Origin of the sequence: Streptomyces griseorubiginosus (assembly GCF_017614965.1) — a bacterium.
GTDB classification, from domain to species: domain Bacteria; phylum Actinomycetota; class Actinomycetes; order Streptomycetales; family Streptomycetaceae; genus Streptomyces; species Streptomyces griseorubiginosus_B.
Map to the genome: position 1 here is coordinate 18,736 of NZ_WVUG01000086.1, position 11,674 is coordinate 30,409.

The following is an 11,674-nucleotide window of genomic DNA, read 5'->3' on the forward strand; positions in this document are numbered from 1 at the left end:
GGCGGCCCTTGTTTCACGTGAAACATGTACATGTTTCACGTGAAACACCCGTGCTGGGCGTTTTGACGGCTAGCCGCCCCCGCCTCCGAAGAGGCCTCCATTGCCGTTGCCTCTGGTGTTGCCGTTGCCGGACGTCTCCGTGGCCGTCGGCGTCGAGGTCACGCCTCCGTCCGTGCCGCCGGTGTCGGTACCGCCGGTGTCCGTGCACTGCCAGCTGAACCGGCAGGTCTGGCTCGGCGAGGGACTCGGACTCGTCAGCGTCTGGCTGGGCGTCGGGGTCGGGGTCGGGCTCGACTCCGGGGTGTTCTCGATGGTCGGAGTGGGCGTCGGGCTCGGCACGTCGTTGACGACCTCACCGATGGGCTCCGGCGTCGGGAAGTCCTTCGCCGGCTCGTTCGCCAGCGCCTCCGCCATGTAGTCGTGCCAGATCTCCGCCGGGAACGACGCACCGTGGATCTTCTTCTGACCACCCGTTCCGTACATCTCCAGGAAGGTGCGGTTCTTCTGGGTCTCGTCGTCGTTGTAGCGGAACATCGTGATCGCCGTGGACAGCTGCGGGGTGTAGCCGATGAACCAGGCGGACTTGTTGCCGTCCGTGGTACCGGTCTTGCCGGCGACCTCGCGTCCGGGCAGCTGCGCGGCGGTACCCGTGCCCTTGTCGACCACGGTCCTCAGCACGTCGGTGACGTTGTTGGCCACGGCCGGAGTGAAGGCCTCGGTGGGCTTGTCCGTGTGCGTGAAGACCGTGCCGTCCTTGCTGGTGACCTTGGTTACGGAGAACGGATCACGCTGCTGGCCGCTGGCCGCGAAGGTGGCGTAGGCGCCGGCCATGCGGATCGCGCTCGGGTCGGAGATACCGATGGAGAAGGACGGGAAACTGGTGCCGGCCAGGCTGCTCTGCTTCAGCCCCGCCGCGATGGCCGCCTGCTTGACCTTGTCCAGGCCGACATCCATGCCGAGCTGCACATAGGCGGAGTTCACCGACTCACGCATCGCCTCGCGCAGGTCGATCTGGTAGTTGGGCGGATTGCCGTACGACTCGTTGCCGTCGTTGGTCTGCAGCCACTCCTGCCCCTTCTCGTTCTTCCAGACCGTCCCGTCGTAGTCCTTGATCTTCAGCTTGTTCTTGCCGCTGTACAGACTCTTGGGGGAGACCTGGGTCCGCTCGTCCTGTGCCTGCTCAGGGCCGAGGCTCTTGTCCCGGACGCCCCACTGCATCGCCGCCGCGAGCACCAACGGCTTCATGGTCGAACCGATCTGGGCACCGGTCTGGTCGGCGTTGTCGGTGAAGTGCTTGGTCGCGTCCTCACCGCCGTAGATCGCCTTGATGGCGCCGGTCGTCGGGTCCACGGAAGCGCCGCCGAACTGGACGTGGGTGTCCGTCTTCGGCCGCTGCTTGGGCTTGATGTTGGCCTTCTGGACCTTCGTGATCGAGGTCTGGAGCTCCTTGATCTTCTTCTTGTCGAAGGTCGTGTAGATCGAGTAACCGCCCTTCTGCAGGTCATCGGCGGTGATGTTGGTGTTGTTGACCAGGTACGCCTTGGCGAGGTCGACGAGGTAGCCGACCTGGCCGCTCAGCTTGTTGTTGGAACGGGGGTTCTGCCAGCTGGGGAGGGTGGTGTACTTCGCCCGGACCGCGGCGCTCAGGTGGCCGTACTGCACCATCTTGTTCAGGGTGTCCTGCATCTGCGCCAGGGCCCGCTTCTGGTTGGCCTCCGGGGTGGCGGACGGGTCGAGGGACGTCGCGCCGGCCGGGTCGTAGTACGTGGCGCCCTTGAGCATCGCGGCCAGGAAGGCGCACTCACCGGGGTTCAGGTCGACGGCGTCCTTGTTGAAGTAGGCCCGCGCGGCCGCCTGGATGCCGTACGCCCCGCGCCCGTAGTACGCGGAGTTCAGATACCCGGCCATGATCTCGTCCTTGGAGACCGTGGTGCCGACCTTGATCGAGACGAAGATCTCCTTGAGCTTGCGGGAGATGGTCTGCGACTGGTCGTTCAGCATCGCGTTCTTCACGTACTGCTGGGTGATGGTGGAGCCGCCCTGGGTCTCACCGCCCCTGGCCATGTTGAACACGGCCCGCGCGATGCCCTTCGGGTCGACGCCGCTGTCGGTGTAGAAGGTCTTGTTCTCCTGGGAGATGACGGCGTACTGCATCTCCTTGGGGATCTGCGAGAGGTTGACGTTCTGACGGTTGATCTCGCCACCCGTGGCGACCATCTCGCTGCCGTCGGACCAGTAGAAGACGTTGTTCTGGGCCGTCGCCGTCTTCGCGAGGTCCGGAACGCCCACCATGGCGTAGGCGATGCCCGCGGCGGCCACCAGACTGCCGAAGAAGCCGATGAAGAGCCCGCTCACCAGCTTCCAGGACGGCACCCAGCGCGCGGCGCCGTACTTTCCCGCGCGCGGGTAGTCGATGAACCGCTTCTGGGGGGGACCGGCTGCCCGTCCGCGCCCCGGTGGGGGTCCCCCGCGTCGACCTCCGCGGGGGGGCTCGGCCGCTCTGCGGCGGCCTCCTGTGTTTCTCTGTGCGGCGCGGCGGGCGTCGGCTCGGCCTCCGTACGACCGTTCCTCGCCACCCAACTCCTGGCCCAGCCCGTAATCGGCCGGGGACCCGGTGGCGCCTCGCGGTGCCGCACGGCGGCCGGAGGACGAGCCGGACTGGCCGCGTCGGGCCGCGGCACGTCCGCCTCCCTGCGGCTGCGGCGGTTTGCGACGGTGCTCGCTCATCGAACGACTACTCCTCGGGCAGGCGCACCCGTGCGCGCCTGGAAACGGCGGCTGGTTTCCGGTCCCCCCGAAGTACGGATGTGGTCGATCCCGCATTCATCCGTACGGCACCCAGGACGACGACGCCCCCTCGCGTCACTCGGTTCCCGGTGGTGTGCATGGCGCACAGACTACGCACCGTCAAAACCCGCCGAGTTCCCAAGTTCGCCCTAAACCAGACAACTTGCCTCGGATGAATAAGTGGTGTGATCCCGTTCACCGTCTCCCCACTTGTCCCATCCGGAAGGCCGTTCTATCGTCCTGATGTATCGAGTCGATACATCGGAGCGAGATAAGGCGAGGAGGCGAGGGGATGAGCCGGAGGTCCGGGATCCTCGAGTTCGCCGTCCTCGGCCTGCTCCGCGAGTCCCCGATGCACGGATACGAGCTGCGCAAGCGGCTCAACACGTCACTGGGCGTGTTCCGCGCGTTCAGCTACGGGACGCTGTACCCCTGCCTCAAGACGCTGGTCGCCAACGGCTGGTTGACCGAGGAATCGGGGAACGCTCCTGATGACGCCCTCGCCGCACCACTCGCAGGGCGTCGCGCCAAGATCGTCTACAGGTTGACGGCCGAGGGCAAGGAGCACTTCGAGGAGCTGCTGTCGCAGACGGGCCCCGACGCGTACGAGGACGAGCACTTCGCCGCCCGCTTCGCCTTCTTCGGGCAGACGTCACGCGACGTGCGCATGCGCGTGCTGGAGGGACGCCGCAGCCGGCTGGAGGAGCGCCTGGAGAAGATGCGTGTCTCCTTCGCCCGCACCCGGGAGCGCCTCGACGACTACACGCTTGAGCTCCAGCGCCACGGGATGGAGTCCGTGGAGCGCGAAGTGCGCTGGCTGAACGAGCTCATCGAGAGCGAGCGGGCCGGACGGGACCTCAAGGGTCCTGCCTCCGGGGGGCCCGCTCGGCACGACACCACATCTGGAGCGCCGGGCGTCCTGCCCCGGACCGGGGACACCCCCGGGCCGGATACGCCCGACGACACCGCCACGTGAGCGCCCAGTCAGGGCCTCACTCGTACACACAGGGAGCAACCGGAATGGGTTCGGTTCGCGTAGCCATCGTCGGCGTGGGCAACTGCGCCGCGTCGCTGGTGCAGGGAGTCGAGTACTACAAGGACGCCGACCCGGCGTCGAAGGTCCCCGGCCTGATGCACGTGCAGTTCGGTGACTACCACGTCGGTGACGTCGAGTTCGTCGCCGCGTTCGACGTCGACGCCAAGAAGGTCGGCCTCGACCTCGCGGACGCGATCGGCGCCTCCGAGAACAACACCATCAAGATCGCCGACGTCCCGCACACCGGCGTGACGGTCCAGCGCGGCCACACCCTCGACGGTCTCGGCAAGTACTACCGCCTCACCATCGAGGAGTCCGCCGAGGAGCCGGTCGACGTCGTCCAGGTCCTCAAGGACAAGCAGGTCGACGTCCTCGTCTGCTACCTGCCCGTGGGCTCCGAGGACGCGGCGAAGTTCTACGCCCAGTGCGCCATCGACGCCAAGGTCGCCTTCGTCAACGCCCTTCCGGTCTTCATCGCCGGCACCAAGGAGTGGGCCGACAAGTTCACCGAGGCGGGCGTCCCGATCGTCGGCGACGACATCAAGTCGCAGGTCGGCGCCACCATCACGCACCGCGTCATGGCGAAGCTGTTCGAGGACCGCGGCGTCATCCTGGACCGCACGATGCAGCTGAACGTCGGCGGCAACATGGACTTCAAGAACATGCTCGAGCGCGACCGCCTCGAGTCCAAGAAGATCTCCAAGACCCAGGCCGTCACCTCCCAGATCCCCGACCGGGACCTCGGCGAGAAGAACGTCCACATCGGCCCGTCCGACTATGTCGCCTGGCTCGACGACCGCAAGTGGGCCTATGTCCGCCTCGAGGGCCGCGCGTTCGGCGACGTCCCGCTGAACCTTGAGTACAAGCTCGAGGTCTGGGACTCCCCGAACTCCGCCGGCGTCATCATCGACGCCCTGCGCGCCGCGAAGATCGCCAAGGACCGCGGCATCGGCGGCCCGATCCTGTCGGCCTCCAGTTACTTCATGAAGTCCCCGCCGGTCCAGTACTTCGACGACGAGGCCCGCGAGAACGTCGAGAAGTTCATCAAGGGTGAGGTCGAGCGCTAAGCGGCTCGCAGCGCCACGCACTGAAAACGCTCCTGCCAGGGCTCCAGAGGGTCCCCGGGCCACGTGCCCGGGGACCCTCCCCGTATGTGAGGCTGTGCCCCATGTCCGTCGTCCGCGACCTGCGCGTCCTGCTCCGCTTCCGGAACTTCCGACGACTGCTCGCCGTACGACTGCTCTCCCAGGGAGCCGACGGGGTCTACCAGATCGCGCTGGCCGCCTACGTGGTCTTCTCGCCGGAGAAACAGACCTCGGCCGCCGCGATCGCCTCCGCGATGGCGGTCCTGCTGCTCCCGTACTCCTTGGTCGGCCCCTTCGCCGGCGTTCTCCTGGACCGCTGGCGCCGTCGCCAGGTCTTCCTCTACGGCAACCTGCTGCGCGCCCTGATGGCCTCGGCCACGGCCGTTCTGATCCTCGCCCACGTCCCGGACTGGCTCTTCTACGCCTCCGCGCTCTGTGTCACCGCCGTCAACCGCTTCGTCCTCGCGGGCCTGTCCGCCGCCCTGCCCCGCGTCGTGGACGAGGAACGGCTCGTGATGGCCAACTCCCTGTCGCCGACCGCCGGGACGCTCGCCGCGACCGCCGGCGGAGGTCTCGCCTTCGTCGTACGGCTGGTGGTGGCCGACTCGGACGCCGCCGTGGTGCTGCTGGGCGCCCTGCTCTACCTGTGCGGGGCGTTCGCCTCACTGCGCCTGGCCCCCGGACTGCTCGGGCCCGACCAGGAGTTGGTACAGCCACGCCTCGGTGCGGCACTCGCCGGTACCGCTCGCGACCTGGCGGCAGCGGTCCGGCACCTGACCGCTCCACCCCGCCGGGAGGCGGCCTGGGCGCTCCTCACGATGACGCTGATGCGGTTCTGCTACGGCGCTCTGCTGGTCATGCTGCTGATGCTGTGCCGGTACGCCTTCTCCTCGAACGCGGACGACGGACTGCGGCTGCTGGGTCTGGCCTTGGGGACGTCCGCAGCCGGCTTCTTCGCGGCCGCCGTCGTGACCCCCTGGGCGGCGGGACGGCTCGGTCCCGGCCGCTGGATCGTCGTATGCGCGGCGAGTGCCGCGGTTCTGGAGCCTGCCCTCGGGCTCCCGTTCGCCGTCGGCCCCATGCTCGTCGCGACGTTCGTCCTGGGTCTGACGACGCAGGGGGCGAAGATCGCCACGGACACGGTCGTGCAGTCCCGCGTCGACGACGGCTTCCGCGGGCGGATCTTCTCCGTCTACGACGTCCTGTTCAACATCGCCTTCGTCGGCGCCGCCGCGGTCGCCGCACTGATGCTGCCACCGGACGGCCGTTCCACGACCGTGGTCGTCGCGGTCGCCGTTGCCTACGGAGCAATTGCTGCGGCTATGGCCCACTTTGAGCGCCGTAAGTGTCACATGAAGGCCACAGAGTCCACCTGAGTCACAGCAGTGTCAGTGGCGGCCGGTAACTTACCTGCGTCTTACGCGCCTCTTATGTGCGCAGCTCATCCACTTTCAGGGGGACACCCACGTGACCACTCCGCCTCAGGGCCAGAACCCGTTCGCTCAGGGCCAGCAGCCCTACGGCCAGCCGCAGCCCCAGGCGCCGTACCCGCCGCACGCCGCCTACCCGCAGCAGCCGGGTCAGCCCGGGCAGCCCGGGTTTCCCCCGCCGGGGGCCGCGCCGTACGCCCCGGTTCCGGCGCAGCCTCGCCGTAAGCTGAGCTTCAAGGCGATCAAGAACATCGTCATCGTCGCGGTCGTGGCCGTCGCGGCCATCGTGGGCTACATAGCCAGCCAGGACGACGCCAACACCGCCAAGGTCGGTGACTGCATGCACCGCGGCAGCACCTCCGATACCGACCCGGACCTCGAGGTGGTCGACTGCGGCTCGTCGAAGGCCCAGTACGTGGTGCTGGCGAAGGTGAAGGGTTCGTACTCCACCGAGCTCTCGGCGTCGACGAAGTGCGAAGCCGCGGCCAAGGACTTCCAGTACACGTACACCGAGTCCGGCGACGGCAGCGACTTCCTGCTCTGCCTGAAGGACCACAAGTAACGAGGACACGCAACTGCGGGGCGGTGTTTCACGTGAAACACCGCCCCGCAGCACGTCCGGTGACGGCATGTTTCACGTGAAACATGCCGCCGTTCCACACAGAGGCTCAGCTTTGCTCGGCCCACCACTCCTTGAGCGCGGCCACCGCCGCATCGTGCTCCATCGGTCCGTTCTCCAGCCGCAGTTCCAGCATGTGCCGGTAGGCACGGCCGATGACCGGGCCCGGCGCGACACCCAGGATCTCCATGATCTGATTGCCGTCCAGGTCCGGGCGGATGGAGTCCAGCTCCTCCTGCTCCTGGAGTTGGGCGATGCGCTCCTCCAGACCGTCGTAGGCGCGGGACAGTGCCGCCGCCTTCCGCTTGTTGCGGGTGGTGCAGTCCGAGCGCGTCAGCTTGTGGAGCCGGCCGAGGAGCGGCCCGGCGTCCCGGACATAGCGGCGGACCGCGGAGTCCGTCCATTCGCCCGTGCCGTATCCGTGGAAGCGCAGGTGGAGTTCGACCAGACGTGAGACGTCCTTCACCAGTTCGTTGGAGTACTTGAGCGCCGTCATGCGCTTCTTGGTCATCTTCGCGCCGACCACCTCGTGGTGGTGGAACGAGACGCGTCCGTCCTTCTCGAAGCGACGAGTACGCGGCTTTCCGATGTCATGCAGGAGCGCCGACAGACGCAGGGTGAGATCGGGACCGTTCTCCTCCAGCGCGATCGCCTGCTCCAGGACGATGAGCGTGTGCTCGTAGACGTCCTTGTGACGGTGGTGCTCGTCGCTCTCCAGCCGCAGGGCCGGCAGCTCGGGCAGAACGTGGTCGGCGAGGCCGGTGTCGACAAGGAGGGTCAGGCCCTTGCGCGGATTGTCGGACAGGATCAGCTTGTTGAGTTCGTCCCGAACCCGCTCGGCCGAGACGATCTCGATCCGTCCCGCCATCTCCTTCATCGCCGTCACGACCTCGGGAGCCACCTCGAAGTCCAGCTGAGCGGCGAAACGAGCCGCGCGCATCATCCGCAGCGGGTCGTCCGAGAAGGAGTCCTCGGGGGTGCCGGGGGTACGCAGCACACGGGCGGCGAGATCGGCGCGTCCGTCATGGGGATCGATGAACTTCTGCTCGGGAAGCGCGAGAGCCATCGCGTTCACGGTGAAGTCGCGCCGAACCAGATCTTCCTCGATCGAGTCGCCGTACGACACCTCGGGCTTGCGTGAGGTTCGGTCGTACGCCTCGGACCGGTAGGTCGTGACTTCGATCTGGTAGCCGTTCTTCTGCGCGCCGACCGTGCCGAAGGCGATGCCGACCTCCCACACGGCGTCCGCCCAGGGCCGGACGATCTTGAGGACGTCCTCGGGGCGGGCGTCGGTCGTGAAGTCGAGGTCATTGCCGAGCCGTCCCAGCAGCGCGTCCCGGACCGAGCCGCCGACGAGGGCGAGCGAGAACCCGGCCGCCTGGAAGCGACGGGCGAGGTCGTCTGCGACAGGGGTGACCCTCAGCGCCTCGTCCGGCGTGCTGGACGGGGCCTGGTTCGGGGTACGGGCGTTGTCTTCGTTGGCGTTCGGCACAACAGAAGAGGGTACGTGGCCCGAACGACCGTGGGCGCCTCCATTAAACGTGCACAACCCCGCGGTCCTTATACAGGCACATTTGGGACGGGACGATCTTGTTCTCGGATCTTGCGGAGCAGTCCGCGGCACTTCCCCTCAGCGCGCATCGTTACCATGCGTGGACGCACATTGCGACGACCACTGACGACGACGAGGGACGGGCGAGCGCGTGGCCGAGGCGGCAGACTTCCAGGGGACGAGTCCCTCACCTGCCCGCCGCTGGCTGCGGCGCTCCGGGGCGCTGCTCGCCGGGGCGCCGCTGCTGGCCGGTCTGCTGCAGCTGCCTGCCGCGAGCCACGCGGACGCCGTGGGCCGGACCTCCCTGCAGGACACCTCCGGCTCCGGCTCGGTCGCCATCGCCCTGGACTCCCTCAGCCCGACCGTCCCCTCGGACGGCGACACCCTCACCGTGTCCGGGACGGTGACCAACAACGGCAAGCAGGCGGTCACCGACGCCCATCTGGGACTGCGCATCGGCCCCGAGCTGACCACGCGTTCCGGCATCGACAGCGCCGCCCGCGACAGCGACAGCCTCCAGGGCCCCACCGGCACGGAGGTGGGCGGCAAGTACGCCGAGGACTTCACCAAGCTCACCCCGGGGGTCGCCGAGCCCTTCAGCATCTCCGTGCCGGTCGACAAGCTGGACCTCGGTGACGACGGGGTGTACCAGTTCGCTGTCTCGCTCTCCGGCCAGACCTCCGCCCAGCCGTGGGACCAGGTTCTCGGGATCCAGCGGACCTTCCTGCCCTGGCAGCCCAACGCCGCGGACACCAAGACGAAGACGACGTTCCTGTGGCCCCTGGTCTCCGACGTCCACATGACGGCGGAGACGGGGTCGAACCAGCAGCAGACGCCGGTCTTCCTCAACGACGACCTCGCCAAGGCGATCTCCCCCGGCGGCCGCCTGGACGAGATGCTCTCACTGGGCAAGAACCTCGACGTGACCTGGGTCGTCGACCCCGACCTGCTGGCATCCGTCGACGCCATGACCGGCAGCTACAAGATCCAGACCGCGGGCGGCACCACGGCGGGCACGCACCAGGCGATCGCGAAGCAGTGGCTCGACGAACTGCAGCAGGCGGTGGCGGACAAGGAGGTCGTCGCCCTCCCCTTCGCCGACCCGGACCTGGCCTCCCTCGCCCACAACGGCACCAACGTCACCGGCTCGCTGAGCCACCTCAAGGAAGCCACGGACGTCGCCGCCACCACGGTGAAGACGGTGCTGCACGTCACCCCGACGACCGACTTCGCCTGGCCCGTGGACGGCGCCGTCGACCCGTCGATCGTGAAGGTCGCCACCTCCGCGGGCGCCGACCAGATCATCGCCCGCAGCGACAGCCTCCAGGAGACCGGAGGCCTGTCGTACACGCCCTCCGCCGCCCGCCCGATCGGCGGCGGCGTCACGGCGGTGGTCGCGGACTCCCGTCTGTCGACGGCCTTCCAGGGCGATCTGAGCAAGGCCTCCGCGTCCACGCTGGCCGTGCAGAGGTTCCTCGCCCAGAGCCTCGCCCTGAACACCCAGACGAACAGGCAGCGCAGCATCGTCGTCGCCCCGCAGCGCATCCCGACGACCCGCCAGGCCCAGGCCATGGCCGAGGCCGTGACGGACCTCGAGGCCGGGAACTGGTCCCAGTCCGAGAAGCTCACGGCGGCCGCTAAGGCCAAACCGGATCCCGGCGCCACCACCAAGGTGCCGTCGGCCTCGGAGTACCCCTCCTCGCTGCGCAAGCAGGAGCTGCCGCGCTCGGCCTTCGAGCAGATCGCGGGCACCCAGGACAAGCTCGACAACTTCCGGGTGATCCTGACCAACGAGTCACGGGTGGTGACCCCCTTCGGGCGGGCCATGAACCGCGAGATGTCCACGTCGTGGCGCGGTCGTCCGTACGCCGCGCAGAGCTTCCGCACCGACGTGGACACCTACCTCACCGGCCTGACCGGCCAGGTCAAGCTGATCGACAAGTCCGACACCAAGCTGTCCGGACGCAGCGCCACGATCCCCGTCACCGTCCAGAACAACCTGGTGCAGGGCGTCCAGCACCTGGTGCTGCGGCTCACCTCGAACAGCCCCACCCGCCTCAAGATCGGCGATGACGCCTACGACGAACAGCCCATCGCGGTCTCCGGCGGCCACAGCCAGACGGTGAAGTTCACCACGACGGCCAAGGCCAACGGCCAGGCGACCGTGACGGCCCAGTTGTACACGGAGGACGGTCAGAAGTACGGCGGCCCGGTCTCCTTCGAGGTCAAGGTCACCGAGTTCACGGCCACCGTGATGCTGGTCATCGGCGGCGGCTTCCTGCTGCTCGTCCTCGCCGGTTTCCGCATGTACACCCAGCGCAAGCGGGCAGCCGCCCGCGAAGCCGCGGAGAAAGGTCCCGACGACACCGCGGCCGAGGGCGACGAGGAACCGGAGAACCCCGAGGACCCCGCCAGCCGTCTCAAGGAGGAGTCGGGCACCGATGCCCGGGCAGACGACCCGCAGCAGCCGAGTGACCCGACAGCGGACACCGCAGCGGAAAGCACGGACCCGTCCGGCGCGGGTGAGAGAGTGGACCGTTGAGGATGTCGTGGCCGTGGGCCCGGGACTATGAGGTGGGGTAACCATGAACGCGCCGTACGACGGTGACCGCGGCCAGGCCGCGGGCAACTCGGGGTATCCCGAGGGCCCGCCGCCCGAGCCCGGTCAGGTGCCGCCGCAGCCGCCCGCCGACATGTACCTCCAGGACGCCTACGACCAGGACCCGTACCGCGCACAGGACCTGGCGGCGCAGGATCCCGTCGCCGAGGCGCTCTACGACCGTGCCGCGCACCCTCCGCCGCCCCCGGGCAGCTACCAGCCGCAGCAGCCGCTGTACGGCCAGCCGCCCCAGTCGCCGTACGCCCCCGACCCGCGCGTGTGGGCACGGCCCCCGGCGCCCGAGCCGGACGGCGCGACCCAGTACCTGCCGCACGGCGACGACCCCCGCACCACCCAGTACGTCGGTGTCGACGACCTGGTGACCCGGGCCGGCGAGGACCGTCCCGAGCACGACGCGTTCGCGCACCTCTTCCGGGACCAGCAGCAGGGCGCCGGCCCTCTGACGCCCGAACCCCTGACGGTGCCGGGCCCGGCGACCGCTCCGGGTGCGCAGACCCCCTCGTCGGCGCCGGTCGACGACCAGACCATGAACCCTGTCTCTTATA

At 68.4% G+C, this 11,674-nt stretch carries 7 protein-coding genes and 1 pseudogene; 6 read left to right on the top strand and 2 right to left on the bottom strand.

Annotation, left to right across the window (positions count from 1 at the left end):
• Positions 1–69 precede the first annotated feature (69 nt).
• Positions 70–2,727: a transglycosylase domain-containing protein gene (locus GRC12_RS18235; RefSeq protein WP_208780359.1), complete on the bottom strand. Its 2,658-nt coding sequence runs from the start codon at positions 2,725–2,727 to the stop codon at positions 70–72.
• A 352-nt stretch (positions 2,728–3,079) separates the two neighbouring features.
• On the opposite strand from GRC12_RS18235, the gene GRC12_RS18240 reads away from it, so the two are divergent.
• From GRC12_RS18240 to GRC12_RS18255, 4 genes are all read left to right on the top strand, one after another.
• A complete protein-coding gene (locus tag GRC12_RS18240) occupies positions 3,080–3,763 on the top strand; it encodes a PadR family transcriptional regulator (protein WP_208780360.1) in 684 nt (227 codons plus the stop codon).
• Positions 3,764–3,807: 44 nt separating this feature from the next.
• Complete coding sequence (locus GRC12_RS18245; RefSeq protein ID WP_208780361.1) at positions 3,808–4,890, top strand: inositol-3-phosphate synthase; 1,083 nt, start codon at positions 3,808–3,810, stop codon at positions 4,888–4,890.
• 101 nt (positions 4,891–4,991) lie between these two features.
• The gene (locus GRC12_RS18250; RefSeq protein ID WP_208780362.1) at positions 4,992–6,284 is read left to right on the top strand and encodes an MFS transporter; all 1,293 of its coding nucleotides are present in this window, start codon (positions 4,992–4,994) and stop codon (positions 6,282–6,284) included.
• Between the two features lie 91 nt (positions 6,285–6,375).
• Positions 6,376–6,900: an LppU/SCO3897 family protein gene (locus tag GRC12_RS18255; RefSeq protein WP_208780363.1), complete on the top strand. Its 525-nt coding sequence runs from the start codon at positions 6,376–6,378 to the stop codon at positions 6,898–6,900.
• Between the two features lie 106 nt (positions 6,901–7,006).
• Here the strand turns inward: GRC12_RS18255 and GRC12_RS18260 are convergent, their stop codons facing one another.
• Positions 7,007–8,449, bottom strand: a complete 1,443-nt coding sequence (locus GRC12_RS18260; protein ID WP_208780364.1) for a CCA tRNA nucleotidyltransferase — start codon at positions 8,447–8,449, stop codon at positions 7,007–7,009.
• Positions 8,450–8,660: 211 nt separating this feature from the next.
• Between GRC12_RS18260 and GRC12_RS18265 the strand changes: the two genes are divergently transcribed.
• Entirely contained in the window at positions 8,661–11,051 is a 2,391-nt protein-coding gene (locus GRC12_RS18265; protein ID WP_208780365.1) for a DUF6049 family protein, read from the top strand.
• A 43-nt stretch (positions 11,052–11,094) separates the two neighbouring features.
• A pseudogene (locus tag GRC12_RS18270) lies at positions 11,095–11,674 on the top strand (murein biosynthesis integral membrane protein MurJ); the annotation flags it as partial.

What these genes read in the sequence shown, in the direction of transcription:
- GRC12_RS18235 (WP_208780359.1), bottom strand. Translation starts at nt 2,727, where the DNA reads ATGAGCGAGCACCGTCGCAAACCGCCGCAGCCGCAGGGAGGCGGACGT.
- GRC12_RS18240 (WP_208780360.1), top strand. Translation starts at nt 3,080, where the DNA reads ATGAGCCGGAGGTCCGGGATCCTCGAGTTCGCCGTCCTCGGCCTGCTC.
- GRC12_RS18245 (WP_208780361.1), top strand. Translation starts at nt 3,808, where the DNA reads ATGGGTTCGGTTCGCGTAGCCATCGTCGGCGTGGGCAACTGCGCCGCG.
- GRC12_RS18250 (WP_208780362.1), top strand. Translation starts at nt 4,992, where the DNA reads ATGTCCGTCGTCCGCGACCTGCGCGTCCTGCTCCGCTTCCGGAACTTC.